The sequence below is a fragment of the Rhodococcus sp. PD04 genome (genome assembly GCF_035918275.1).
GTDB lineage: Bacteria > Actinomycetota > Actinomycetes > Mycobacteriales > Mycobacteriaceae > Rhodococcus > Rhodococcus rhodochrous.
Genome location: NZ_CP142143.1, coordinates 5196259 through 5220541, shown reverse-complemented (window position 1 = coordinate 5220541; position 24283 = coordinate 5196259). Strand labels below are relative to the sequence as shown.

Here is a 24283-nt window from a genome sequence, read left to right as displayed (position 1 = left end):
CGTGAGCGACGACCGGGGATCCGACGCCCGGCCGGTGGTGTCCCCTGCACCACCGGCCGAGGAGCGTCGTTCCCTGGACTGGCGCGACACCCCCGGGCGCACCGACCCGACGGTGTCGCGCCTGACCGCCGTCATCGGCGGTCCGGTGGGCCGGCACGCCGTGCTCGGGCGCACCCGCTTCTTCACTCCCCTGCGGGCGATGTTGCTGCTCGCGGTCGTCTTCCTCGCCTTCGGCTGGTTCACGAAGGCGGCCTGTGTGCAGCAAGGGCCCGTCGGTCCCGACGGCGCGCTCGGCCTGGACTGGAGCGGTAACCGGCAGTACGTGGCGATGTGTTATTCCGACATCGTTCCGCTCTACGGTGCCGAACGGCTCGCCGAGGGCGCCTTCCCGTACCGGACGTCGTGGGAGGAACCCGGCCCCGACGGGCAGATGCAGACCCGGTACATGGAGTATCCGGTGCTCGCCGGTCTCTACCAGTACGGCTCGATGCGCATCGCGAAGGCGTGGGACGCCACACCGTGGCTCCCCGACGCACTGCAGGTCGCGATCTACTTCGCCGTCGTCGCTGTCGGTCTCGCGCTCGCCTGGCTCGTCACGGTGTGGGCCACCGCGATGTCGGCGGGCCGCAGGATCTGGGATGCCGCGCTCGTCGCGGCGTCACCGCTGGTCGTGGTGCACGCCTTCACGAACTTCGACGCCCTGGCCACGGCCTTCGCCGCCGGTGGCCTGCTGGCGTGGGCACGCCGTCGACCGGTTCTCGCCGGCGCCCTGCTCGGCCTCGGCGCGGCGACGAAGTTGTATCCGTTGTTGTTGCTCGGTCCGCTGCTGGTGCTGTGCCTGCGGACCGGCCATCTGCGGTCGTTCGTCCGCACTGCGGGAGCGGCCGCCGCGGCGTGGCTGGTGGTGAACCTGCCGATCATGGTGCTGTACCCGCGCGGATGGGCGGAGTTCTTCCGGCTGAACTCCGATCGCGGAGCGGATCCGGATTCGATCTACAACGTGCTGCACTCGTTCGTGGGCTGGCCGGCCTGGTCGGCCTCGACCTTCAACGGGGTCTCGCTCGTGTTGTTCGCCGCGGCCTGCGCCGCGATCGGGTGGATCGCGCTCACCGCGCCGCGTCGCCCCCGCCTCGCGCAGCTGTGTTTCCTCCTCGTCGCGGCATTCCTGCTCACGAACAAGGTGTGGAGTCCGCAGTACTCGTTGTGGCTCGTGCCGCTGGCCGTGCTGGCCGTACCCCACCGGCGCGCACTGGTCGCCTGGATGACGATCGATGCGTTGGTGTGGGTTCCGCGCATGTACTACTACCTCGGTCCCGATCAGAAGGGGCTGCCGGAGCAGTGGTTCACCGCCACGGTTTTCCTGCGCGATGTCGCCGTCGTGGCGCTGTGCGCGGTCGTGTTGTGGCAGATCCGGCGTCCGGTGCGGGATCCCGTGCGATACGGCTTCGTCGACGATCCGGTGGGTGGGGTGCTCGATCAGGCTCCCGACCGTCCGCCGCGCTGGTTGCCCGCCAGGTTGCGACCTGCTCACCATCGGGTCACGAGAGAAGAATCATCCGAACGATGTATGTCGGAGGCTTCGTCGGCGCCCTAGGCTCGGAGACGAGTACGAGGGGGGAGAATGGCGACCGGCGGACGGAGATTCGGAGCGGGGACGGATGTCACCGCATCGCAGTTCACGACGTGTGAGCTGGCGTGGACGGTCGCGGCCGGCGACGCCGCCGCGATCCCACGTCTCCTGCGCGACCTGCATCCGCTCGTGATCGCCTACTTCCGGGCCCGCGCGAAAGCCGCCGGAGGAACCTTCGCCGATGCCGATCGTCTCGCCCTGGCCGCCTGCCGGGCGATCCTCGCCGAACTCACCGCGCCGTCCGGAGCCGATCGGCCTTTCCTGCGGTTGGCCTACACGGTGGTCGTCGACGCGGCCGATGCCGCGTTCACGAACCCGCGGGCCTTCCCTCTGACCCGGCTCCAGCAGGAGATCCTCATCCTCCGCACCATTGTGGGCCTCGACTCGCGGCAGACCGCGGTGGCTCTCGCCGTGGCGCCGGGGCGGGTCGGTGTCGAGCAGCACGCCGCGTTGAGTTCCCTGCGCGCAGCCTGAGACCGGGCCGGCGGAGTCCATACCGACAGGCGAACGGACGAACCACACATCCCGGGTGATTTGTCGCTAATATCCGATTTGCCATTTCTGCTACGGGACTGTCGGGGGCCTGTCGACCGCGCCTTGGAGGTTCGCCGTGCCCTGCACTTCCGACGACCCCTGACCTCACGCGCGCCGGCGCGTCACCATTCGCACGGCACCACCCTCGTGCGGTATCACCACTCGTCCAACGTCGTCAGGCCGTCCTGGAGCGCGCGTGCCAGCAGACTCGCCTTCGTCGAGGCGTCCCGTCCGGCTGCCGCGTACTTGAGGCGGATCCGCTGCAGGTGCGTGTTCAGCGTGCCCACCGAGATGAACAGCCGCCTCGCTGCTTCGGTCTTCGAATCCGCTGCCAGCCAGGTGAGCAGAACTTCCTTCTCGCGGGCACTGAGCAGAGGCCGCACGAGGCCGCCGACACGCATTTCGTGGAACGAGGGCGAACGGTGCTGAGCGTTCACGGCGAACCGCCTCTCGGCTGACGAAGAGTCTGGGAACCGGCGCGAATGCGCCACCCCGAATCCTCGTCGCGGTCGATGCGAAGGCCTACGCCCGCGCGTGATCCCGTACGAACTCCGTACAGCCATACATCGCTGAACTGCGGAAACGCAGATTCTTCCCGAGGGAACCGTAGATGACGGAAACAACTGTGGAGGCGGCAGATCCGGCCTCGATCACCTCCCGGGCCGAGTTCGGCCGGGCCCTGACCGCCCTGCGAACCCGAGCGGGACTGTCCATCCGCGACGTCGTCGACGCGTCCGGAGCACTGCACGGCACGGTTGCCGGATGGTTCTCCGGACAGCATCTGCCCACCCGCGCCAGCGAGCCGTCCTTCCGCGCCGTGCTCGCGGCGTGCGGGGTCACCGACGAGACCGGGGCGGACACCTGGATCGCGGCTGCGCGTCGCGCCCGGCAGGCACGGACCAAGCGCCGGGACACCGGTCCGGTCCCCTATCGCGGTCTGTCCTCCTTCGAGGAGGACGACGCCGAGTGGTTCTTCGGCCGCGACGACATCACCGACGACGTTCTCCGCCGGATCCGCGCCGCCGTCGCCGGGCAGGGCCCGCGGGTGATCCTCGTCGTCGGTCCTTCCGGCGCGGGCAAGTCGTCTCTGCTGCGGGCCGGTGTCGCCGCCGCCGTCGCTTCCGACGAGACCGATCTCCGCGACTGGACACCCGTCGTTCTGACCCCCGCGACGGCAGGACCGGACACGCTCTCCGACGCCCTCGAGGTCGATCACCCGACCGTTCTCGTCGTCGACCAGTTCGAGGAACTGTGGACGGCCGGGGAGGAAGAGGACCGCCACGACTTCCTCGAACACCTCGCGCAGCCGGCCGACGACATCGTCGTGGTCCTCGGACTCCGGGCCGACTTCTACGGACTCGCCGCACGGGAACCGCACCTCGTGCCGATCCTCGAGTCCGGGCCCGTCGTCGTCGCACCCATGTCGGCAGCCGAACTCGAATCCGTCATCGTGCAACCGGCGGCCAAGGCGGGGGTGACCGTCCCACCGGAACTGGTGAAGGTGCTGCTGACCGACCTCGCTCCCCGCGCGTCGCGGACGAAGGACGAGCCCGGCACACTCCCACTGCTCTCCCACGCGTTGCTGCGTTTGTGGCAACGGGCCGAGCGCCGGACTCTCACCGTCGCCGACTACACCGCGGTCGGCGGTATCTCCGGCGCGGTCCAGCAGACCGCCGAGGAGCTGTACTCGGAACTGACGCCCGAACAGCAACGACTCACGCGCCGGGTGTTCCTGCGTCTCGTCAATGTCGACGACGACACCCAGACGCGTCGACGCACTCCCCGCAACGAACTGTCCTTCGGGGACGTCGACGCCGTGGACGAGATCGTCGACCGTTTCGCCGACGCTCGCCTGCTGACGGTCGACGAGGATTCCGTCCAGCTGAGCCACGAGGTTCTCCTCACCGCATGGGACCGGCTGCGCGGATGGATCGACGCCGACCGGGCGGGCCTCGCCGTCCATCGCGAACTCACCCGTGCCGCACAGGTGTGGGAGGACAGCGACCGAGACGACACCACCCTGCTCGGCGGTGGCCGGCTCGTCCTCCACGACGACTGGAGTCGCGTCGACGACAACGCCGACGCGCTCAACGACACGGAACGGGAATTCCTCGCCCGGAGCGTCGCGCACCGGGACGCCGAGGTCGAGGCGGAACGTCGCCGGACCAGGGTGCTCCGGCGGCTCGTGGGCGCCCTCACCGCGACGGCGGTGATCGCCCTCGTGCTCGTGATCGTCGCCACCGCAGCCGGAATCAGCGCGCACCGAACGCGCCGACGCCCAGCGCGCACGCGACGACGCGATGTCGCGCCAGATCGCGACCGTCTCGTCGCAGTTGTCGGCCACCGAACCCGCTGTCGCCGCCCAACTCGCCTTGGCCGGTTACCGGGTCGCCGACACCGTGGAGGCGCGCTCGGCACTGCTGGACACCACCGGTGTACGTACCCCCGTGCGTCTGGCAGGACCGGCCGGCCCCCTCCAGGCACGCAGCACACCGGACGGGGGCACTGTGGTCGGTGCTGCATCCGACGGCACGGTGCGATTGTGGGCGGTGGGTGAGACCGGACCGTCGACCACCCCGACCGCGGAATTCGGCGCGGGAGACGGCGCCGCCGAACTCTATGCGCTCGCGGTGTCACCGGACGGCGACGCCGTCGCGGTGGGCGGTCAGGGCGGAATCTGGCTGTGGGACATCCGTGATCGCACCTCCCCGCGGCAGCGGGCGGTGCTCGCGAACTCCGACCACACCGCCTACTCGCTCGAATTCTCCCCGGACGGACGTCGACTCGTGGCCGGGACGGGCTCCGGCACGGTCCTGCGATGGGATACGGATGCCGACGAGGTGACGGAACTGCCCCCGCTCGATCATCCGGCCGAAGGCGCTGTGTATCCGGTCTTCTCGCCCGACAACCGGTGGCTCGTCGTGGCCGGTAGGCAGATGTCGATGCGCGTGTGGGATGCGCAGGCGCAGGATGCCGGCGCGCGACCGGTGTTCGAGACGCTGCCGGACGGGGGCACCGAACATCTCCTGTCGGTGGCATTCTCGCCCGACGGCCGCACGGTCGCGGCCGGCACCACCGGACGTCACGTACTGCGTTGGGACACGACCGATCCCGCGGCACCCGCTCCGCTGGCCGCTCTCGAGGGTTTCACCAGCTATGTCAACGCCGTCGCGTTCGCCCCGGACGGACGTCACCTGGTCGCGGGCAGTTCCGACAACACGGTCCGCATCTGGGCGGACGGAGCGACTCCCGAGGCCGCGGAATCGATCACGACACTGCCCGGTTCGAATCCCGTGACCTCCGTCGACTTCGCCGACGGGGGCCGTGCGGTGCTCACCGCGGCACTGGACGGTTCGGTCGGGTGGTGGCCGGTGCCCGGCCCGGTCCTGCCCGCGGAGGAGGCCGTCTACGTCACTCCCGTCGATGCGGACGGCACCCTCGTCCTCTTCGGTCAGGGACGCTCGAATTCCCTGCCGCTGTGGGACATCACCGATCCCGGTGCGGCGGTGGAACTGCCGTCCCTGAGTCCGCCCGTCGAGGACCGCTTCAGCGGTGCCGCAGCATTGTCGAAGACCGGATCGCTCGCTGTTGCAGGAACATCCGGCGGATCCGTGCACCTGTGGGATCTGGCGGACCCTGCGGTACCGCAGTTCGCAGGGACGGCCGAGAGCGTCGTCACGGGCGTCGTCGGAGTGGTCGAGTTCGCTCCCGGCCGGCCCGTCGTGGCAGTAGCGGCGACGGAGGACGAGAAGGTCGCGCTCGTCGACGTCTCCGATCCGACGGCTCCGCGCGTCGTCGGAACCTTCGAGGCCGACGACTATCCGTACATGCTGTCGTGGCATCCCTCTGCCGACATCGTGGCCGTGGCGAGCGCCGGTGGTCTCGTCGAACTGTGGGATCTCTCGGATCCCACCGATCCGACGCGGATTTCCGAGCTGTCCGGATTCGAGAGTCAGGCGCAGACGGTCGCGTTCGGTGGTGACGGAGAGATCCTGGCCGCGGCGAGCGCCGACCGCAGTGTGCGCCTGTGGAACGTCGCGAACCCCGCTGCTCCACGCGAACTGGCGCGGATCACCGGGCCGGCGGACGCGGTGTACTCGCTGCACTTCTCCCCCGACGGAGACCGTCTCGCGGCCGGCGTCGGCGACGGCGCGGCATGGATCTGGGATGTCACCCGACCGGACTCCCCCACCACCCACGCGGTGCTCACCGCCTACGGAAGCCGGGTCTACGACGCCACCTTCGCGCACGACGGAACAGTGCTCGTCGGAGGCGGCCCGGACCGTTCCGTGCGGCTGTGGCAACTCGATCCCGAGGCCGTCTCGGCGACACTGTGTTCCACCGTCGGCACTCCGGTGACCGAGGACGAATGGGAACGGCACCTGCCCGGTGTGCCCTACCGGCCGCCGTGCGGCGGCACGGCGTGAATCGGGCGGCACGGAAGATGTTCCGACCGAGCCGGATTCATCCGATTGCAGGATACGCACGCGTCGCACGGCGTGAGAACGTCCTGACGGGGGTTCAACGCATCGATCATCGGAGGAAGCATGTCTCGTAATCGTAGGTCGGGTCTGCGCGCGGTTCTGACGGCCGTTACGGTGGCGGTGGTCGCATTCGGTGCGCCCGTTGCCGCTTCGTCCGCTCCCACGGGCAGCGCCGGCAGCAACGATCTGCCGGGCAGTGTCGCCGATCTGCCCGGCAGCGTGTCCGAACTGCCCGGCAGCGTGGTGGATCTGGGTGGACGAGCGATCGATCTGGGTAGCGCGATCCTGGGCAACGGATCGTCCTTGCCGTCGACCCAGCAGTGCAATCAGTCGCGGCAGTCGGGAGGGGAAGGTGTCACCAGCACCTACCACGAGCTGGGTCGCAGTGGTCCCACGTCGTTCCTGCTGGACTGGGAGACCTTCGACGTTCCCGACCGAATCCAGGTGTTCTACGGTGGTTCCCAGATCCACGACACCGGTCGTATCGGTGACAGCATCAACGAAGGCACCGGATCGGCTGTGGTGAACGTGCCGGCCGGGAGTGCGTCCTCGGTTCTCGTCCGAGTGACCGGTGAGCCCGGGACGGCGTGGGAGTACACGGTCAACTGCCCGATCCTCTGACGGTCAGATCCGTAGGGCGGTGAACGGCGCGACCGGGATGTTGCGTACGACGAACCACACCGCCGTCAGGGCCAGCACGAGGTGCGGGGTCCACCGGTATCGCGTCCACCGCGGCATCGGTGTGCCCCGCACCCGGCTCCACGTCCACAGACCGAAGACCACGGTCAGCACGACCAGCGCGACGAGACCGAGGGCGTTGTAATGCAACGCTGCCGGCACGTCGAGATGGACGAGCGAGTACAGCATCCGTGACGAACCGCAACCGGGACACAGGATTCCGAACAGCGAATAGGTGGGGCACGGCGGAATGATCCCGCCCGGCGTGGTCGGGTCGGCCCACGCCACCGCCGCACACAACGCGACCGCGCCCACGGCGACCGCCATGGGGGCTGCGAGCGCGCGCCTCGTCCTCATCGCACCCGGCGTTCCTCGAGCCGGGCGCGTACCCCGGGCCATTCGTCGTCCGTGAGGGAGAACAGCGCGGTGGTGCGCCAGCTGCCGTCGCGGCGTCTGCGGTGCTTGCGGAGCAGGCCTTCCTCGGTGGCGCCGAGCCGGCGCAGGGCATCGCGCGAGCGGGTGTTGCGTTCGTCGGCGTGCCAGGTCACGCGCACGGCTCCGAGGTCGTCGAATGCGCGCTGCAGCAGAAGCAGTTTCGACTCGCTGTTCACGTGGGTCCGCTGCACTCGTGTCGACAACCAGGTGTAACCGATCACCAGCGTGCGGTAAGCCGGTTCGATCAGGTAGTAGGACGTCGATCCCAGTACCTCGCCGGTCGCCCTGTCGACGATCGCGTAGGGCAGCCGGGACGGATCGGCCACGGCCTCGCGCACGAACGTCCGCGCGTCGTCGAGGTCGCGGATCACGAGGTGCGACCAGGCGAAGATCGCGCCGGGATCGTCGGCGGCCTTCAGTAACCCTTCGGCATGCGCGTCGGCGAGGGGCTCGAGTCGGATACGGGGACCCTCGAGGACGGGATGGTCCGTCCAGTCGTCGTTCATCGCGCTCTCCCGGTCGTCGTCGGACGGCGAGCGTAGCCCGTTCGTTCGGCCGGCTGCCACGGAGTTCTGGGCGGGACGCGCAGGAAGACGAAGAACAGCACGACCAGCAAAACCGCACGTCCCCACACGCCGATGTGGACGAGCGTGAGCGGCAGGGCCATGTCTGTTTCGCCGGCGGTCGCGGCGAACCACCGGAAGATGCCGATGCCGATGGCGAGGTCGGCGAGGAGATAGGCGGCGACGAGACCCCACGGCACGCGCAGCAGGATCAGCATCGGCAGCAGCCAGAGCGTGTACTGCGGTGAGTGCACCTTGTGGAAGAGCATGAAACCGCACAGCATCGCGGCCCCGGCGCCGAGCCACGGGTAGATGCCGTCGCGGAGATATCGGCGCCATCCGAGCCACAGGGCGAGTGCGAACGACAGCGCGACCAGCGCCGGCGACAACTGGGCCACCAGGTCGTTGTACTGCGGAGTGTTCTCGTATTCCTGGTAGCCGCCCATCAGTGGCCGCAGACCCCAGTACCAGATGGAGTTGCTGGTCCCGTCCGCTTCCCGGTTCTGCTGGAAGGCGAACGACGCCCGCCAGCCCTCGTAACCGAGGACCGCGAAGGGCAGGTTGATCGCGGCGACCGTCGCTGCCGCCGCGCCCGCGACGGCGAGGGCGCCGGGGACGTCCCGTTTCCGATCGGGCGAGCTCCCGCCGGTGAGGACGTAGGCGATGAGCGGCAGCACGAAGATGCCCGGATAGAGCTTGAGACAGAAGCCCACGCCCAGCAGCACCGCCGCGACCACTCCTCGAGTCCGCAGCGACCAGCGTTCGATCGTCAGCACCGCGACGGCGGCGACGGTGACCGCCACGACCGGCAGGTCCCAGTTGAGGAAGGCGTAGAGCACGAGCGGCGGCGTGAGCGACCACAACAGCGCCGCCCACCCCGCCATCCGGGCGAGCAACCACGCGGTGACCAGCCCGAAGGGGGCGAGCAACAGCGCCGACTGCAGGAGGAACTCCGCGTCGGTGTGGGCGCCGATGGCCCCGATCCACATGAGCACCCCGCTGAGCACGGGGTACTCGACGGTGCCCCCGGTCAGCGCTCCCGACGAGGTGATGCCCCCGTCGACGAAGGGGAAGACGTGGAGGTTGATGCCGCGGCCGATCCACAACTGCTGGATGTCGGAATAACAGACGTCGGCGTCCTTGATGTCCTCGAACCGCAGCGTGCGGCCCTCGGCGTCGAAGGTGGGGCCGGCGCACCGGGCCTTGTTCAGGTAGCCGAACCACATCATCACCGCGCACGTCAGGACGGCGACGAGCGAGACGGTCCCGGAGCTCGTGCGCATGTCCTCACCCTAGGACAAAACCCCTGCCCGCGACGGTCGGCGATTTCGCTGGTCGCCGGGCCGTCGTGTACCCTTCATGGGTTGCTGACGCAACGACCCTCCTGTCACGGAACGTCCGTGACCGTTCACAGTCCATAGGAGGTGATGAGGTCTTATGCGTCATTACGAATTGATGATCATCCTGGACCCCAGCCTGGACGAGCGCACCGTCGCTCCCTCGCTGGAGACGTTCCTCAACGTCATTCGCCAGGAAGGCGGCAAGGTCGACAAGGTCGACGTGTGGGGTAAGCGCCGTCTCGCCTACGAGATCGCCAAGAACAGCGAAGGCATCTACGCGGTGATCGACATCAGCGCGACGCCTGCTGCCGTTGCAGAGCTGGATCGCCAGCTCGGCCTGAACGAGTCGGTGCTCCGCACCAAGGTTCTGCGCCACGGCAAGTGAGCCTGTCGGCGCCGGGCCGTAGGCTCTGGCGCATCAGGACTCCCCACACTGCAGGAGGAACCACATGGCAGGCGACACCGTCATCACCGTGGTCGGCAATCTGACCGCCGACCCCGAACTGCGTTTCACCCCCGCGGGTGCTGCGGTTGCGAACTTCACCGTTGCATCCACGCCCCGCGTGTTCGACCGTCAGTCCAACGAATGGAAGGACGGCGAGGCTCTGTTCCTGCGCTGCAACATCTGGCGTGAGGCAGCGGAGAACGTGGCCGAGAGCTTGACTCGCGGCTCGCGTGTGATCGTGCAGGGCCGGCTCAAGCAGCGCAGCTACGAGACGCGTGAAGGCGAGAAGCGCACTGTCGTGGAGCTCGAGGTCGACGAGATCGGCCCCTCGCTCCGTTACGCCACGGCCAAGGTCACCAAGGCCGGTCGCGGTGGCGGTGGCGGAGGCTTCGGTGGTTCCTCCGGTGGATCGGGCGGTGGCCGTCCCGCTCAGAACACGAACGTCGGTGGAGACGACCCGTGGGGCGACGCCCCGCAGTCGGGCTCCTTCGGTGGTTCCGGGGACGACGAGCCTCCGTTCTGATCCGACCTCGATCGGAACATCCAAAATTACGGAGAACGACCATGCCTAAGTCGCCCGCGCGCGAGAAGGTTTTGAAGAAGAAGGTCTGCACCTTCTGCAAGGAAAAGAACGTGCAGATCGATTACAAGGACACGACGCTGCTGCGCAAGTACGTCAGCGATCGCGGCAAGATCCGCGCTCGCCGCGTCACCGGCAACTGCGTGCAGCACCAGCGCGACGTCGCTGTTGCTGTCAAGAACTCTCGTGAGGTGGCTCTGCTCCCTTACGTCTCGACGACTCGCTGAGGAAAGGGAGGGACACGATGAAGCTCATCCTTACTGCTGACGTGGACAACCTCGGTGCGCCTGGCGACACCGTTGAGGTCAAGGACGGCTACGGCCGCAACTACCTGCTGCCCCGCGGCCTGGCGATCGTCGCCACCCGTGGTGCCCAGAAGCAGGTCGAGGGCATCCGCCGTGCTCAGGAGGCTCGCGCCGTGCGTGGCCTCGAGCACGCCCAGGAGCTCAAGGCCGCCATCGAGGGCCTCGAGGACGTCTCGCTGAGCGTCAAGACCTCGAGCGACTCGGGCAAGCTGTTCGGCTCGGTCACCGCTGCCGACGTCGCCGGTGCTCTCAAGGCTGCCGGTGGCCCGGTTGTCGACAAGCGCATCGTCGAGCTGCCCAAGGCTCACATCAAGGCGACCGGCAAGCACCAGATCGTCGTGAAGCTGCACCCGGATGTCACCGCGAAGTTCACGCTGAACGTCGTGGCTGCCTGATTCCGGCCCCTCGAGGAGCCCCGCGCCTGGTCGGCGTGGGGCTCCTCGTCGTCTGTGCACAGCCTGTGGATAAACCGGGGGGTAAACCACACCGTTGTGACTCCTCGGAATGTCGTTCGGGGAACGAATGGGTGAACACGCCCGGCCCTCCGACACGCCGAAATTCTTTTTCTCCACAGGTGTGAACAGGCATTTTTCCGTTCCTACCTGCAGTTATGGGAGATGTGAGATGTGTTGTCCCCAGGTTGTACACATCCGGTGCACAAGGCTGTCCTCCTCTTTCCACAATTCATCCCCAACTGTGTGCACAACCCGAGTTGTGGCGGGTCATCCGGATCCCTAACGTCGGGCGCACGACTCCACACACAGGATGTCGGTAGGGGCGAGTAGAACCGGACACGAAACCCCGGGTACCGACACCGGGAGTGCGTGCAGGTATCCGCCGGAGCACAGCGCGCCGGACGGGGACATGTGGAGGAAGGCAGGCACTGCAGTGGCCGTCGTTGACGATCGTGGAAATCCCGAATATTCGGGACCTCCCGAGGAACCGAGTGGAGACTTCGGTCGACAGCCCCCTCAGGATCTCGTGGCCGAGCAGTCCGTGCTCGGCGGCATGCTGCTGAGCAAGGACGCCATCGCCGACGTCCTCGAAGTGCTGAGGCCCGGCGACTTCTACCGTCCGGCCCACCAGGCCGTGTACGACGCGATCCTCGATCTCTACAGCCGTGGCGAACCCGCCGACCCGGTCACCGTGTCGGCCGAGCTCGACCGGCGCGGCGAACTCAAGCGTCTCGGCGGAGCCGCCTATCTCGTCACGCTCACCCAGACCGTCCCCACCGCGGCCAACGCCGGCTACTACGCCGAGATCGTCGCTGAGAAGGCCGTCCTGCGTCGTCTCGTCGAGGCGGGCACGCGCATCGTCCAGTACGGCTACGCCGGCGCCGACGGCCAGGACGTCGCCGAGATCGTCGACCGCGCGCAGGCGGAGGTCTTCGAGGTCGCCGAACGACGCACCACCGAAGACTTCGTGCCGCTCGAAGAACTCCTGCAGCCCACGATGGACGAGATCGACTCCATCGCCAGCCGCGGCGGTATCTCCCTCGGCGTGCCCACCGGCTTCGCCGAACTCGACGAGCTCACCAACGGGCTGCACGCCGGCCAGATGATCATCGTCGCCGCGCGTCCCGGTGTGGGTAAAGCGCTCGCCCTCGACACTCCCCTGCCCACCCCCACCGGCTGGACCACGATGGGCGAGGTCGGGGTGGGCGACGAACTCCTCGGCGCCGACGGCCGCCCCACCCGCGTCCTCGCCGCCACCGAGGTCATGCACGGCCGTCCGTGCTTCGACGTCGTGTTCTCCGACGGCACCGTGATCGTCGCCGACGAGCAGCACCAGTGGCGCACCGGCGACGGCGCGATCCGCACCACGGGCGAACTCGCCGCCACCGCCGACGCCGGGCACACCGTCGCGAACACCGAGGCACTGTCGTTCCCGGCAACCGAGCTGCCCGTCTCCCCCTTCACGCTCGGTGCGTGGCTCGGCGGCCCGTCGTCCGATCCCGAACTGCACATGCGTATCGACGGCGAAGGTGGCTTCACCAGCGCCCTCGTCGCGCTCGGCGCCCACATCCCCGCCGAATACCAGCGGGCATCCGAACCGCAGCGTCGCGAACTCCTCGCGGGTCTGCTCGACGCCGGTGGAGAGATCGACGACGACGGCACCATCCGGTTCGTCGGCTCGTCCGAGCGACTGGCGCAGGGCGTCGCCGAACTCCTGTCGGGCCTCGGTTACGCGCCGGTGCTCGACGGCACCGAGATCTCCTTCACCACCGACGACGACGTCTTCGTCCTGCCCAGTAAGGCCGTGCGGCACAAGGAATGCCGCGCCACCGTGCCGCGCGAGCGCCGCATCGTCGCCGTCCGCCCGGTTCCCTCGGTCCCGGTGCGGTGCGTCGAGGTCGACGGCGACCACATGTACCTCGCGGGTCGCGCGATGGTGCCCACACACAACTCCACGCTGAGCATGGACTTCATGCGGTCGTGCTCCATCAAGCACGGCATGGCGTCGGTCATCTTCTCGCTCGAGATGGGCAAGACCGAGATCGTCATGCGTCTGCTGTCCGCGGAGGCGAAGATCAAGCTCGGTGACATGCGATCCGGACGCATGACCGACGACGACTGGACGCGTCTCGCCCGCCGCATGAGCGAGATCAGCGAAGCGCCGTTGTTCATCGACGACTCACCGAACCTCACGATGATGGAGATCCGCGCAAAAGCGCGGCGGCTCAAGCAGAAACACGACATCCGTCTCATCGTCATCGACTACCTGCAGCTCATGTCGTCCGGCAAGAAGGTCGAGTCGCGTCAGCAGGAGGTCTCCGAATTCTCGCGTAGCCTCAAGCTTCTCGCGAAGGAACTCGAGGTTCCGGTCGTCGCGGTGTGTCAGCTCAACCGTGGTCCCGAGCAGCGCACCGACAAGCGGCCGCAGGTCTCCGACCTCCGTGAGTCGGGCTGCCTGCCGGCGTCCACGCGCATCATGCGCGCCGACACCGGTGCCGAGGTCACGCTCGGCGAGCTGCTCGAGTCGGGCGAACAGCCCCTCGTGTGGTCGCTCGACGAACGCATGCGGATGGTCGTCCGGCCTATGGTGAAGGTCTTCCCCAGCGGCCGTAAGGAAGTCTTCCGGTTGGAGCTGGCCTCGGGGCGTCGTGTCGAAGCCACCGCGAACCATCCCTTCCTCACCATCGACGGCTGGATGCCGTTGGGCGAGTTGGTCGCCGGTGAGCGTGTCGCAGTGCCGCGTGCGGTGCCCGCACCCCTCGACGTGATACCCGCATCCGACGACGAGGTGGCAGCTCTCGCGGACACCGCCGTGGCCGGCCGACTGATCCCCACCCGCGCGTTCTCGCTCCCCAAGGAGCAGGTCGCCGAGCTCGTCTGCCACATCTGGGAAGACAGCGGTGAGGTCGCATGGGACGCAGGCGCTGCCGCCGCCGTCGTCCGCTACCGGTCGGCGGATCGTCGTCTCGCCGACGACCTCGCGCGCCTGCTCCTGCGCATCGGCGTGTTCGCGCGGATCACCGATGCCGGCGAGGGCTGTGACCTCACGGTCACCGGGGCGGAGAACCAGGCGGTCTTCCTCCACGACGTGGGCAAGCACGGAACCGCGGCGCAGTGGGTCCTGGCGCAGCTCGGACCGAAGCTCGTCAAGCACAGCCCCGACACCGTCACCCCCGAGATCGAAGCCGAGCTCGGCGAATTGCTCGCCGTCGAGCAGCTCGCTCCGATCGGGCCGGTCGCGTCCGCCACCCCGCGCACCACCGAGGGTGCACGCTCGCGGCTCGCCCGGGTCGCCGATGTCCTCGACACGGCCGACATCGACATGGTCGCCACCAACAACGTGTTCTGGGACGAGATCGTCTCCGTCACGAGTCTCGGCGAGCAGGACGTCTACGACGGAACGGTGCCCGGCACACACAATTTCGTCGCCGACGGCATCGCGGTGCACAACAGCCTCGAGCAGGACGCCGACATGGTCATCCTGCTGCACCGCCCCGACGCGTTCGAGCGCGACGACCCGCGTGGTGGCGAGGCCGACCTCATCGTCGGCAAGCACCGTAACGGCCCGACCGCGACCATCACCGTCGCGCACCAGCTGCACCTGTCGCGGTTCGTGGACATGGCGCGCGGCTGATACGAGTCGTCGCCCCGCCCGTCGGCGGGGCGACAGATCGAGTCCCGAGGACGTGGAACCTTCGGCGAACGACGTTCAGCAGCAGGTAGGTGCGACTCCTGTCGTCGAAGGTTCGTTCTGGCGCTCGTCTGCCGTGCCCGCGGTGCAGCACGCCACGTCGCCGGTCTCTCGCGGGCCGTCGAGATGCTGCGGGCTCGACCCGAAGGTCTCCGAATCCGCCAGGACGGTGTACACCTCCCACTTCTCCCCTGCCGGACCCGTCACCCACGCCTTGTCCTGCGTGGCGTAGCAACAGGTCGTGCCCATCTCCTCGTCGGCGAACAGGCCCGCCTCGGTCAATCGGGCGATCTCGGTGTGCACCTTCTCGGACGAGTCGACCTCGACCCCGAGGTGGTTGATCGTGCCGCCCTTGCCGGGGTTCTCGAACAGCACCAGCTTCAACGGCGGATCGGCGATCGCGAAGTTGGCGTAGCCCGGTTCGAGCTTGGCCGGTTCGGTGCCGAACAGTGTCGAGTAGAAGGCGACCGCTTCGGGCAGGTCCTCGACGTTGAGGGCGAACTGGATGCGTGACATGACTTCCTCCTGTGTGACATATATCGAATTACCGCTCACAGGATGCTCCTGTATTTCGACATATGTCAAGAAGGTAGTTAGGCTCGAATCATGCCGAAAGCATTGCCCGTGATCGATGTCCGCGCCCCGATCTGCTGCGAGCCGGTATCGGCCGCGCCGATGAGCGACGACGCCGCCCTCGAGGTCGCGTTGCGGCTGAAGGCCCTGGCCGACCCGGTGCGCATCAAGCTCATGTCGATCCTGCTCACCGCCGACGAAGGTGCGGTGTGCACGTGCGATCTCGCCGCCGGTGTGGATCTGGCGGAATCCACGGTGAGTCATCACCTCGGACAACTGCGCAAGGCGGGCATGGTCGAATCCGAGCGGCGCGGGATGAACGTCTATCACCGTGCCTGCTCCGAGTCCCTCGAGGCGCTCAGGGTCGTCCTGGATCCGAACTGCTGCCGCTGACGGTCGCAGACATATCCTCGAGATGGAGAAGCGGCGAGGAAGGTAGTGATGACGTTCATCAAGATGTGCGGACTGCAGGACGAGGCGACGGTCGATCTCGCCGTCGAACTGGGCGTCGACGCGGTCGGTTTCGTCCTCGTGAAGAGCCCTCGTCGCATCTCTCCCGACCGGGCCGCGACGCTCCGCACCCGCGTGCCGGCGGGAACACTCGCCGTCGGCGTCTATGTGAATGCGTCCCTCGACGAGATCATTGCGACGGCCCGGGCTGCGAATCTCGATCACGTCCAGGTGCACGACCTGCGATCGCCCGACGACGTGCGCGTGCTGCACGACGCGGGATTCACGGTGATCCGCGCGATCAACACCGGAGGAGCCGAGGCGCTGTCGGAGGACTTCGGCGCCGACCTGTTGCTCGTCGACGGCGCAGTCGCCGGTGCCGGGAAGACATGGGACTGGCAGGACCGCAGTGCCCTGCCGTCCGGCCGGTGGGTCCTTGCGGGCGGGCTGAACCCCGACAACGTCGAGAGGGCACTTTCCACGTCCGGGGCGTGGGGTGTCGACGTCTCCAGCGGCATCGAGGCCGAGCGCGGCGTCAAGGATCCGGGTCTCATGCGGGCGTTCGCGCAGGCGGTCCGGAGAAACGCCTCGGAGTGACCCGTCCGGGGGATCCGGCGGCGTCAGTGCGCGGCGTCGGCCTTCTTCCGCCGCGGGATCAGGTGCATGATCAGCACGACGATCGCACCGACGACCAGGCCCACCAGAGCGGATGCCACGGTCCCCGCGGTCCACGACAGCACGCCGCCGAATCCGCCGTGCACGAGCTCGCCGAACCAGTGCTCGAGATCGTGCAGACGATCCGCAGGCCAATGGAATCCGGCCTCGCCGACGTTGACGAGCAGGATGTGCCCACCGACCCACAGCATGGCGGCGATGCCGACCACGGTGAGAACGGTCATCAGCTTCGGCATCGCCGTCACGAGACCGCGACCGACGCGCTGAGCGAAAGTGGACTTCCGTTTCGCGAGCGCCAGGCCGACGTCATCCATCTTCACGATCAGGGCGACCACGCCGTACACCAGGACGGTAATGAGGACGGCGACGACGATGAGGACGAGCAGGCGGGTCAGGAAGGGTTCGTCCTCGACCGAGGCCAGCGAGATCACCATGATCTCGGCGGACAGGATCAGGTCGGTGCGGATCGCGCCGCCGATCATGGCCTTCTCGAACTCGGGACCCTTCTCCGCTGCGGTGGCCTCTTCTTCGTGGTGGCCGCCGGTGAGCGCTTCGTAGACCTTCTCGGCGCCCTCGTAGCAGAGGAACAGACCACCGGCGATGAGCAGATACGGCAGGGCCTGCGGGAGGAACTGACTCAGGATCATCGCGACCGGCAGGATGATCAGGAGCTTGTTGCGGATCGACCCGATCGCGATCTTGCGGATGATCGGCAGTTCGCGATCGGGGGTGAACCCGTGCACGTAGCGGGGGGTGACGGCCGTGTCGTCGACGACCACGCCCGCTGCCTTGACGCTCGCCCGGCCGGCTGCGGCGCCGATGTCGTCTATGGATGCCGCGGCTGCCTTCGCAAGCACCGCGACGTCGTCCAGAAGGGCGACGAGACCACCAGCCACGGGAACCTCCCACAGTTCGGCTGCGCCGAGCCGATCGACCGACACGCGATTGCGAGTCGTCTCGGAACGCTACCGGACCTGCGACGACGTGTAACGCGATGTCCGGAGCATGTCGGGGACGACCTGCCTCCACACCGAGTGACCTGTGCGGGCGCCCGGCGTGACAGATCTGGGGATACCCGGTGGATGTGGTTGCCGAACTCGATCATGCCGGCGACGTCAGTTCGGCGATGAGCGCCTCGACCTTCGTCCGGATCTCGTCACGGATCGGACGCACGGCATCGATTCCTCGTCCGGCCGGGTCGTCGAGCACCCAGTCCCGGTAGGACGTACCGGGGAACACCGGGCAGGTGTCGCCGCAGCCCATCGTGATCACGACGTCGGAGGCCTTCACGGCGTCGGCGGTGAGGATCTTCGGGTTCTCACCGGAGATGTCGATGCCGACCTCGGCCATTGCCGCGACCGCAGCAGGGTTCACCTCGTCGGCAGGCGCGGACCCGGCGGAACGGACAGTGATGCGGTCCCCCGCGAGACGGCTCAGGAACCCGGCGGCCATCTGGGACCGACCGGCATTGTGCACGCACACGAACAGCACGGACGGAACGGCGGTCACGACGCACCTCCCGCGCGTGCGGCGAAGCGTGAGCGCAGAGCCAGGGCGACGTACACGAGTGCGACGAGGACGGGCACTTCGATGAGGGGGCCGACGACTCCCGCCAGTGCCTGCCCGGACGCGACCCCGAACGTGCCGATCGCGACGGCGATGGCGAGCTCGAAGTTGTTGCCCGCGGCGGTGAAGGCGAGGGTGGTGGTGCGTTCGTAGCCGAGTCCTACTACAGCGCCGAACAGGTATCCGCTCCCCCACATGATCGCGAAGTACGCCAGCAGCGGCAGGGCGATGCGTACGACGTCGAGTGGTCGCGAGGTGATCTGGTCGCCCTGCAAGGCGAACAGGACCACGATGGTGAACAGCAGTCCGTACAGCGCCCACGGTCCGATGTGCGGCAGGAAGGTCTGCTCGTACCAGTTGCGGCCCTTCGCCTTCTCGCCGAATCGACGAGTGAGGAAACCGGCCACGAGTGGGATCCCGAGGAAGATCAGCACGGATTTCGCGATCTCCCACGGGGAGACGTCGAGCCCGGTCTGCTCGAGGCCGAGCCATCCGGGCAGCACCGACAGGTAGAACCAGCCGAGCGCGGCGAACATGATCACCTGGAAGACCGAGTTGATCGCGACCAGCACGGCCGCGGCTTCCCGGTCGCCGCACGCCAGGTCGTTCCAGATGATCACCATCGCGATGCACCGTGCGAGGCCGACGATGATCAGACCGGTGCGGTATTCGGGTAGATCCGGAAGCATCAGCCACGCGAGCGCGAACATCAGTGCGGGACCGACGATCCAATTGAGGATCAGCGACGACATCAACAGGGTGCGATCACCGGTGACCGTGTCGAGACGGTCGTAGCGCACCTTCGCCAGCACCGGGTACATCATGATCAACAGGCCGAGGGCGATCGGCAGCGAGATTCCGTCGATCTCGATGAAACCCAGGGTTTCTCCGAGTCCGGGAATCATGCGACCGAGCAGCAGACCGATGGCGATGGCGGCGCCGATCCACACGGGAAGGAAGCGATCGAGTGTCGACATCCTGCTCATCACGGGGCTGTCCACCGCGGTGCGCTCACTCATGCGGGTACCTCGGCCGACTCGATCCCGAGCACCTCGGAGAGTTGCCGCAGTGCGGCCGGAACCACCCAGTAGTAGACCCAGGTGCCGCGACGCTCGCACTCGAGCAGGCCTGCCTCGCGCAGAACTCTGAGGTGGTGCGAGATCGTCGGTTGGGACAGATCGAACGATCCCGAGATATCGCATACGCACGCCTCACCGCCGGCGTGGCTCGCGACGAGGGACAGTAACCGCAGACGCACCGGATCGCCGAGGGCCTTGAACATCCGGGCGAGGCCGACGGCGCGATCGCCCGTCAGGGGTTCGCGCACGAGCGGAGAGCAGCAGACGTCGTCACCCGCGGGATCTTGATTCGACACGTGTCTATATTGACAGATGTCGAATCCGCAACCGGATCCGGATGGTGAAGCCGTCCGGATCGGACACGGAACAATGGGCGGCATGGCCAACTCGCCGTCCGGTGACTCGATGCTCGACCGCGTCGTTCGCATCCTCGAGTCGTTCGACGACACCCAGCCCCGCCTGACCGTCGGGGGTCTCGCCCGCAGGTCCGGCATCCCGCAGGCCACGGCCTACCGGCTCGTCGGCGAGCTGGTGCAGCACGGGCTGCTCACCCGGGACGACGACGGGCGGGTGCGGCTCGGTCTGCGCCTGTGGGAACTCGTCGCGCGCAGCGCACCCGCGCGCGATCTGCGGGAGGCGGCGCTCCCCTTCCTGCAGGACGTGCAGTCGGTGGTGCACCAGCACACCCAGCTCGCGGTCCTGCAGGACGACGAGGTTCTCGTCCTCGAACGGCTGTCGGCATCCGATTCGGTGGTCAACCAGGCGTCGGTCGCGCGCCGGCTCCCCGTCCACGACACGTCGCTGGGCATGTCGATGCTCGCGTTCTCGCCTGCGGAGGTGCAGGAGTCCTATCGGCGACGACATCCCGAGGTGGAGAAGCGGTTCGCTGCGACGACGAGAGATTTCCGTCGCGCGCTCGCGGAGGTCCGCCGACGGGGCTATGCGCGCTTCGACGGTGTGCTCGACGAGGGCACCACGGGCATCGCGGTCCCCGTCCTCACGCGGTCGGGTCATGCCCTGGCGGCGCTCGGCGTGGTGGTCCCCACCGGTGCGTCCCGGCAGCAGGCCGTCGTACCCGTCCTCATGGCCGCTGCCCGCGGCATCGCGCGTGGAGTGGGCGAGCGACCTCCGGACTGACCCGACCGTTTTCTCATTGAACGAGAAGACGGCGTGTGCGGTGGGAGAGGCGCACGACACTCGACGGGACGCGAATCGGATACGCGCAGCGAAGGACGAACACATGAACGCAACCCGCACGGTCGTCACCACCGAGGTCGGCATCGTCGGCGGTGGCCCGGCAGGTCTCATGCTCTCCCACCTCCTCGCGAAGGCGGGGATCGACAACATCGTCGTCGAGAAGCGCGATCACGAGACCATCCGGACCACCCACCGTGCGGGCATTCTCGAGCACGGCTCGGTGTCGCTGCTCACCGAGAGCGGAGTCGACACCCGTGTCCTGAACGAAGGACACCGCCACGACGGCATCGACCTGCGATTCGGCGGTGAGAGCCATCGCATCGATTTCCGGGACCTCGTCGGTGAATCGGTGTGGTTGTATCCGCAGAACGAGGTCTTCGTCGACCTGGCCGCGACGCGGAAGCGCGACGGTGGCGATGTGCGCTACAGCGTCTGCGACACAGAGGTTCTCGACGTCACCACCGACGCACCGAAGATCCGGTTCACCGAATCCGACGGCACGCCGGTCGAGATCCGGTGCCGCATCCTCGTCGGAGCCGACGGGTCACAGAGCATCTGCCGCAAGGCGATTCCGGGGGACGTCCGCACCGACCACTTCATCGAGTACCCCTTCGCCTGGTTCGGAATCCTCACCGAGGCCCCGCCGAGCGCACCCGAATTGATCTATGCGCGTTCGGATCACGGATTCGCCCTCATCAGCCAGCGCAACGAGTCGGTGCAGCGGATGTACTTCCAGTGCGACCCGTCCGAGGACGCGTCGACGTGGAGCGAGGACCGGATCTGGGACGAGCTGCAGAAGCGTGTCGACGGCCCCGACGGTTTCGAACTGGAGCGCGGCCCCATCTTCGAGCAGATGGTCCTGCCCTTCCGCTCGTACGTGTGCGAACCGATGCGGCACGGAAACCTGTTCCTGGCAGGCGATGCCGGCCATACCGTTCCGCCGACCGGTGCCAAGGGACTCAACCTCGCCCTGGCCGACGTCCGGGTGCTCTTCCGCGCGCTCGACTCGTTCTTCTCCACCGGCTCGTCCGACCTGCTCGACGCCTACAGCGACACGGCGCTGCAGCGTGTGTGGAAGGCGCAGAACTTCTCGTACTGGATGACCTCGATGCTCCACACCCGTGAGGACGCAACGTCGTTCGAGAACAAGCGGGCGCTGGGCGAACTCGCCGCGGTCGTCGGCTCCCGGTACGGGCAGCAGTACCTCGCGGAGGCGTACACGGGCTGGCCCGACCGCTGAGCGTCACGGCACGCGCGACAGGAGCTCGTCGAGTCGATCGAGAACTCTTCTGTTGAGGAGGGTGCGGTTGCCCATCTCGCAATGCCCGCCCGCACCCTCGGCGTCGGTGAACGGGATGAGGGACACCTTGTCGCCCAATCGATCTCCGAATGTTCCTGCACCGCGTGCAAGGGCATCGCTCTCGGCGGCAGTCACCACGACCGGGCACGAGATACGCTCCCCGACCTCGTCGAGCGTGTACGCGTTCATCTCCGCGAACAGTTCCCGGATGTCCGAGACCCCGTTGACCCAGAATCCACGGGCGACGATCTTCCAGCGCAGCGACGGATCCGACTGCACCGCAGACATGATCGCGTCGGCGTCCTGCGCGCTCATCGAGAGAGGATCGTCGAGGACCTCGGGGGAGAGGCCGAATGCTGCCCCGAGGGCCCTGGTGCCGGCCGCGACGCTCCACTGACCGGGATCGGCGACCACCGCGGCCAGGCGATGCTCACCGGATGCCGCGCGCGGCGCGAGATACCCACCGAGACTCCATCCGCTCAGGACGATGCGCTCGGGGTCGACGATCGGTGAGGCGATCACATGGTCGATCACCGCGCGCACGACCGTTTCCCAGTCCGGGCGCATCGGCATGTTCTGCTTGTAGAGCATCTCGCCCTGGCCCGGTCCATCGAACAGGAGACAGTGGTAGCCGCGCCGCAGCGCTGCCACGGCCGACGCGAAGTACATGTCGGTGATCGTGGCGTCGTATCCGTTGGTGAAGACGATGAGCGGACGCACGCTGTTCTCGTGGCCGGGTGCGGGAATCAGGTATCCCGGAAGCGTGGTGCCCTCGAACGGAATCCTGGCAGCCTTCACGGGTGTGTTCCCGATCGCCAGCCCGGCATCGAATGCCGCGACCTGCTTGTCGAAGGCGGCGATCAGACGCGGGTCGACGGGAGATCCGTACAGCGGGTGATAGGCGGTCGCGTAGTAGGCGCTCGCCCGCAGGAACAACTCGCGTGCCGAATCGTCGTGTCCGGCGGCCGCGCAGGTCTCCGCTTCGGTGACGAGACGGTCCCCGGCCTCGACCCACGCCCGGTAGAAGTCCGCGTCGTCACCCTCCCCCACCTGCCGGGCCACTGCGGCGATCTCGCCGAAGTCGGCGCCGCCGTAGGGGATGTAGGCCAGTGGCCAGGTTCCGAACTCGTCGTGCAGATGATCGTGGAAGAGCAGACCCATGCCGGTGCTCCTTCGAGCCGAGGTTCGCGAATCGGGGTTCTCCCTGCACGGTGACGGCACGACGACGTCACCGCTACCGGAATCAGCGGATTTCACCCTCGATTTCGTCTAACAGGAGCTTCGGCTTCGCTCTCCTATACGGCTACGAGCCCATCCGGTGCCTTCTTCGCCAACCGGCCGGCGAGGGCCGCGCACACCAGGAGCTGCATCTGGTGGAACAGCATGAGAGGCAGCACGATCAGGCCGATGGGCTGGCCGGGGAAGAGCACGATCGCCATGGGCAGACCGGTGGCGAGGGACTTCGTGGAGCCGCAGAAGAGGATCGCGACACGGTCCTGGTATTCGAAACCGAGTCCGCGCGACGAGTACCAGGTCAGTGCGAGCACGATCACGAGCAGCACCGCGCACACACCGACGAGGGCGAGCAGGCGGCCCACCGAGATCATCGACCAGATTCCTTCGTTCATGCCGCGGCTGAACGCCACGTACACGACCAGCATGATCGATCCGCGGTCGACGAGCTTGAGCGGCTTTCCGTGGGCCTTCACCCAGCCGCCGATCCAGCGCCGCAGGAGCTGACCGGCGACGAACGGCACGAGCAGCATCAGCACGATGTCGAGCACGGCCGACCCGCTGAAGGTGACGCCCTGGGTGGACATCGTCAGCGCGACGAGCAGTGGCGTCGCAAAGATTCCGATGAGACTCGAGGCACTGGCCGAGACGATCGAGCCGGGGATGTTGCCGCGCGCCACCGAGACGAGCGCGATGGCGGACTGCACCGTGGACGGCAACAGGCACAGATAGAGAACGCCGAGATAGAGCGGGTCGGTCAGGATCGACGGCACGAGCACCTTCGCGGCCAGGCCGAGCAGCGGGAAGACGACGAAGGTCGTGGCGAGGATCGTCAGGTGCAGACGCCAGTGCTTGAGACCCTCGATGGCCTCCTGCGTGGACAGGCGCGCGCCGTACAGGAAGAACAGCAGCCCGATGGCGATCTTGGCGGCCCAGTTCACGCCGTCGAGTACGACCCCGTCGGCGGGCAGCAGGGCAGCGACGGCGACGGTGGCGAGGATGGCGAGCAGGAACGGGTCGAGTCGTCCGAGCACGGGGATCTTGGAGAGCACGAATCGACGGTACGGCAG

The 24283-nt window shown here is 67.6% G+C and carries 25 protein-coding genes; 14 read left to right on the top strand and 11 right to left on the bottom strand.

The genetic code is table 11. The annotated features are described in order from the left end of the window. The first annotated feature begins 1 nt into the window (after nucleotide 1). The gene (locus tag U9J23_RS24015) at nucleotides 2–1594 is read left to right on the top strand and encodes a glycosyltransferase family 87 protein (RefSeq protein ID WP_059381881.1); all 1593 of its coding nucleotides are present in this window, start codon (nucleotides 2–4) and stop codon (nucleotides 1592–1594) included. A 27-nt stretch (nucleotides 1595–1621) separates the two neighbouring features. Next, entirely contained in the window at nucleotides 1622–2104 is a 483-nt protein-coding gene (locus U9J23_RS24010) for an RNA polymerase subunit sigma-24 (protein WP_106200951.1), read from the top strand. A gap of 215 nt (nucleotides 2105–2319) precedes the next feature. On the opposite strand, the gene U9J23_RS24005 is transcribed toward U9J23_RS24010, so the two are convergent. After that, nucleotides 2320–2601, bottom strand: a complete 282-nt coding sequence (locus tag U9J23_RS24005) for a response regulator transcription factor (protein WP_085468627.1) — start codon at nucleotides 2599–2601, stop codon at nucleotides 2320–2322. A gap of 173 nt (nucleotides 2602–2774) precedes the next feature. On the opposite strand from U9J23_RS24005, the gene U9J23_RS24000 reads away from it, so the two are divergent. The 3 genes from U9J23_RS24000 to U9J23_RS23990 all read left to right on the top strand — a co-directional run bounded on the left by U9J23_RS24000 (nucleotide 2775) and on the right by U9J23_RS23990 (nucleotide 7269). After that, the gene (locus U9J23_RS24000) at nucleotides 2775–4721 is read left to right on the top strand and encodes an nSTAND1 domain-containing NTPase (protein ID WP_228525957.1); all 1947 of its coding nucleotides are present in this window, start codon (nucleotides 2775–2777) and stop codon (nucleotides 4719–4721) included. Continuing rightward, entirely contained in the window at nucleotides 4612–6591 is a 1980-nt protein-coding gene (locus tag U9J23_RS23995; RefSeq protein WP_326603013.1) for a WD40 repeat domain-containing protein, read from the top strand. Before U9J23_RS24000 ends, U9J23_RS23995 begins: the two co-directional genes overlap by 110 nt. Before the next feature lie 120 nt (nucleotides 6592–6711). Then, nucleotides 6712–7269, top strand: coding sequence for a hypothetical protein (locus U9J23_RS23990; protein WP_272266217.1), 558 nt, complete (start codon nucleotides 6712–6714; stop codon nucleotides 7267–7269). 3 nt (nucleotides 7270–7272) lie between these two features. On the opposite strand, the gene U9J23_RS23985 is transcribed toward U9J23_RS23990, so the two are convergent. From U9J23_RS23985 to U9J23_RS23975, 3 genes are read right to left on the bottom strand one after another with little or no spacing between them, the layout of a single operon-like run. Next, nucleotides 7273–7653: a DUF2752 domain-containing protein gene (locus U9J23_RS23985; RefSeq protein ID WP_085468626.1), complete on the bottom strand. Its 381-nt coding sequence runs from the start codon at nucleotides 7651–7653 to the stop codon at nucleotides 7273–7275. A 26-nt stretch (nucleotides 7654–7679) separates the two neighbouring features. Next, nucleotides 7680–8267 (bottom strand): GNAT family N-acetyltransferase, encoded by a 588-nt coding sequence (locus tag U9J23_RS23980; RefSeq protein ID WP_059381877.1) that lies wholly within the window; start codon nucleotides 8265–8267, stop codon nucleotides 7680–7682. Next, nucleotides 8264–9607: a glycosyltransferase 87 family protein gene (locus U9J23_RS23975; protein WP_059381876.1), complete on the bottom strand. Its 1344-nt coding sequence runs from the start codon at nucleotides 9605–9607 to the stop codon at nucleotides 8264–8266. Before U9J23_RS23975 ends, U9J23_RS23980 begins: the two co-directional genes overlap by 4 nt. A gap of 154 nt (nucleotides 9608–9761) precedes the next feature. Here U9J23_RS23975 and rpsF point away from each other — a divergent pair, with 154 nt between their 5' ends. The 5 genes from rpsF to dnaB all read left to right on the top strand — a co-directional run bounded on the left by rpsF (nucleotide 9762) and on the right by dnaB (nucleotide 15083). Continuing rightward, nucleotides 9762–10049 (top strand): 30S ribosomal protein S6, encoded by a 288-nt coding sequence (gene rpsF / locus U9J23_RS23970; protein ID WP_006550802.1) that lies wholly within the window; start codon nucleotides 9762–9764, stop codon nucleotides 10047–10049. Between the two features lie 64 nt (nucleotides 10050–10113). Beyond that, nucleotides 10114–10632 (top strand): single-stranded DNA-binding protein, encoded by a 519-nt coding sequence (locus U9J23_RS23965; RefSeq protein ID WP_006550801.1) that lies wholly within the window; start codon nucleotides 10114–10116, stop codon nucleotides 10630–10632. A gap of 41 nt (nucleotides 10633–10673) precedes the next feature. Beyond that, nucleotides 10674–10916, top strand: a complete 243-nt coding sequence (rpsR, locus tag U9J23_RS23960) for a 30S ribosomal protein S18 (protein ID WP_006550800.1) — start codon at nucleotides 10674–10676, stop codon at nucleotides 10914–10916. A 17-nt stretch (nucleotides 10917–10933) separates the two neighbouring features. Continuing rightward, a complete protein-coding gene (gene rplI / locus U9J23_RS23955; protein WP_026061132.1) occupies nucleotides 10934–11389 on the top strand; it encodes a 50S ribosomal protein L9 in 456 nt (151 codons plus the stop codon). Between the two features lie 469 nt (nucleotides 11390–11858). Further along, nucleotides 11859–15083 (top strand): replicative DNA helicase, encoded by a 3225-nt coding sequence (dnaB, locus tag U9J23_RS23950; RefSeq protein ID WP_272266210.1) that lies wholly within the window; start codon nucleotides 11859–11861, stop codon nucleotides 15081–15083. A 75-nt stretch (nucleotides 15084–15158) separates the two neighbouring features. Here the strand turns inward: dnaB and U9J23_RS23945 are convergent, their stop codons facing one another. Further along, entirely contained in the window at nucleotides 15159–15656 is a 498-nt protein-coding gene (locus tag U9J23_RS23945) for an ArsI/CadI family heavy metal resistance metalloenzyme (protein ID WP_272266208.1), read from the bottom strand. A 90-nt stretch (nucleotides 15657–15746) separates the two neighbouring features. Here U9J23_RS23945 and U9J23_RS23940 point away from each other — a divergent pair, with 90 nt between their 5' ends. After that, nucleotides 15747–16106, top strand: coding sequence for an Rv2640c family ArsR-like transcriptional regulator (locus tag U9J23_RS23940; protein WP_059381873.1), 360 nt, complete (start codon nucleotides 15747–15749; stop codon nucleotides 16104–16106). Between the two features lie 48 nt (nucleotides 16107–16154). Next, nucleotides 16155–16760 carry a phosphoribosylanthranilate isomerase gene (locus U9J23_RS23935; protein WP_016692166.1) on the top strand — a complete coding sequence of 202 codons (606 nt, stop codon included), beginning with the start codon at nucleotides 16155–16157 and terminating at the stop codon, nucleotides 16758–16760. A gap of 23 nt (nucleotides 16761–16783) precedes the next feature. Here U9J23_RS23935 and U9J23_RS23930 read toward each other — a convergent pair whose 3' ends face one another. From U9J23_RS23930 to U9J23_RS23915, 4 genes are all read right to left on the bottom strand, one after another. Next, a complete protein-coding gene (locus tag U9J23_RS23930) occupies nucleotides 16784–17734 on the bottom strand; it encodes a DUF808 domain-containing protein (RefSeq protein WP_174479605.1) in 951 nt (316 codons plus the stop codon). A 205-nt stretch (nucleotides 17735–17939) separates the two neighbouring features. Further along, nucleotides 17940–18347, bottom strand: a complete 408-nt coding sequence (locus U9J23_RS23925; protein ID WP_326600833.1) for an arsenate reductase ArsC — start codon at nucleotides 18345–18347, stop codon at nucleotides 17940–17942. Beyond that, nucleotides 18344–19423: an ACR3 family arsenite efflux transporter gene (gene arsB, locus U9J23_RS23920; RefSeq protein ID WP_326600832.1), complete on the bottom strand. Its 1080-nt coding sequence runs from the start codon at nucleotides 19421–19423 to the stop codon at nucleotides 18344–18346. The genes U9J23_RS23925 and arsB overlap by 4 nt, the downstream gene beginning before the upstream one ends. Next, the gene (locus tag U9J23_RS23915) at nucleotides 19420–19779 is read right to left on the bottom strand and encodes an ArsR/SmtB family transcription factor (RefSeq protein ID WP_326600831.1); all 360 of its coding nucleotides are present in this window, start codon (nucleotides 19777–19779) and stop codon (nucleotides 19420–19422) included. Before U9J23_RS23915 ends, arsB begins: the two co-directional genes overlap by 4 nt. A gap of 82 nt (nucleotides 19780–19861) precedes the next feature. On the opposite strand from U9J23_RS23915, the gene U9J23_RS23910 reads away from it, so the two are divergent. Then, a complete protein-coding gene (locus U9J23_RS23910) occupies nucleotides 19862–20620 on the top strand; it encodes an IclR family transcriptional regulator (RefSeq protein WP_326600830.1) in 759 nt (252 codons plus the stop codon). Nucleotides 20621–20723: 103 nt separating this feature from the next. Continuing rightward, a complete protein-coding gene (locus tag U9J23_RS23905) occupies nucleotides 20724–21920 on the top strand; it encodes a 4-hydroxybenzoate 3-monooxygenase (protein ID WP_326600829.1) in 1197 nt (398 codons plus the stop codon). 3 nt (nucleotides 21921–21923) lie between these two features. Here U9J23_RS23905 and U9J23_RS23900 read toward each other — a convergent pair whose 3' ends face one another. After that, nucleotides 21924–23141: an alpha/beta hydrolase gene (locus U9J23_RS23900; RefSeq protein WP_326600828.1), complete on the bottom strand. Its 1218-nt coding sequence runs from the start codon at nucleotides 23139–23141 to the stop codon at nucleotides 21924–21926. Nucleotides 23142–23275: 134 nt separating this feature from the next. Continuing rightward, on the bottom strand, nucleotides 23276–24265 hold the full coding sequence (locus tag U9J23_RS23895) for a bile acid:sodium symporter family protein (RefSeq protein WP_059381865.1): 990 nt from the start codon (nucleotides 24263–24265) through the stop codon (nucleotides 23276–23278). Between the last annotated feature and the right edge of the window lie 18 nt (nucleotides 24266–24283).

What these genes read in the sequence shown, in the direction of transcription:
- arsB (WP_326600832.1), bottom strand. Translation starts at nt 19,423, where the DNA reads ATGAGTGAGCGCACCGCGGTGGACAGCCCCGTGATGAGCAGGATGTCG.
- U9J23_RS23975 (WP_059381876.1), bottom strand. Translation starts at nt 9,607, where the DNA reads ATGCGCACGAGCTCCGGGACCGTCTCGCTCGTCGCCGTCCTGACGTGC.
- U9J23_RS23910 (WP_326600830.1), top strand. Translation starts at nt 19,862, where the DNA reads ATGGCCAACTCGCCGTCCGGTGACTCGATGCTCGACCGCGTCGTTCGC.
- U9J23_RS24000 (WP_228525957.1), top strand. Translation starts at nt 2,775, where the DNA reads ATGACGGAAACAACTGTGGAGGCGGCAGATCCGGCCTCGATCACCTCC.
- rpsF (WP_006550802.1), top strand. Translation starts at nt 9,762, where the DNA reads ATGCGTCATTACGAATTGATGATCATCCTGGACCCCAGCCTGGACGAG.
- dnaB (WP_272266210.1), top strand. Translation starts at nt 11,859, where the DNA reads ATGTGGAGGAAGGCAGGCACTGCAGTGGCCGTCGTTGACGATCGTGGA.
- rpsR (WP_006550800.1), top strand. Translation starts at nt 10,674, where the DNA reads ATGCCTAAGTCGCCCGCGCGCGAGAAGGTTTTGAAGAAGAAGGTCTGC.
- U9J23_RS23905 (WP_326600829.1), top strand. Translation starts at nt 20,724, where the DNA reads ATGAACGCAACCCGCACGGTCGTCACCACCGAGGTCGGCATCGTCGGC.
- U9J23_RS23940 (WP_059381873.1), top strand. Translation starts at nt 15,747, where the DNA reads ATGCCGAAAGCATTGCCCGTGATCGATGTCCGCGCCCCGATCTGCTGC.
- U9J23_RS23935 (WP_016692166.1), top strand. Translation starts at nt 16,155, where the DNA reads ATGACGTTCATCAAGATGTGCGGACTGCAGGACGAGGCGACGGTCGAT.
- U9J23_RS24010 (WP_106200951.1), top strand. Translation starts at nt 1,622, where the DNA reads ATGGCGACCGGCGGACGGAGATTCGGAGCGGGGACGGATGTCACCGCA.
- U9J23_RS23945 (WP_272266208.1), bottom strand. Translation starts at nt 15,656, where the DNA reads ATGTCACGCATCCAGTTCGCCCTCAACGTCGAGGACCTGCCCGAAGCG.
- U9J23_RS23990 (WP_272266217.1), top strand. Translation starts at nt 6,712, where the DNA reads ATGTCTCGTAATCGTAGGTCGGGTCTGCGCGCGGTTCTGACGGCCGTT.
- rplI (WP_026061132.1), top strand. Translation starts at nt 10,934, where the DNA reads ATGAAGCTCATCCTTACTGCTGACGTGGACAACCTCGGTGCGCCTGGC.
- U9J23_RS23980 (WP_059381877.1), bottom strand. Translation starts at nt 8,267, where the DNA reads ATGAACGACGACTGGACGGACCATCCCGTCCTCGAGGGTCCCCGTATC.
- U9J23_RS23985 (WP_085468626.1), bottom strand. Translation starts at nt 7,653, where the DNA reads ATGGCGGTCGCCGTGGGCGCGGTCGCGTTGTGTGCGGCGGTGGCGTGG.
- U9J23_RS23900 (WP_326600828.1), bottom strand. Translation starts at nt 23,141, where the DNA reads ATGGGTCTGCTCTTCCACGATCATCTGCACGACGAGTTCGGAACCTGG.
- U9J23_RS23965 (WP_006550801.1), top strand. Translation starts at nt 10,114, where the DNA reads ATGGCAGGCGACACCGTCATCACCGTGGTCGGCAATCTGACCGCCGAC.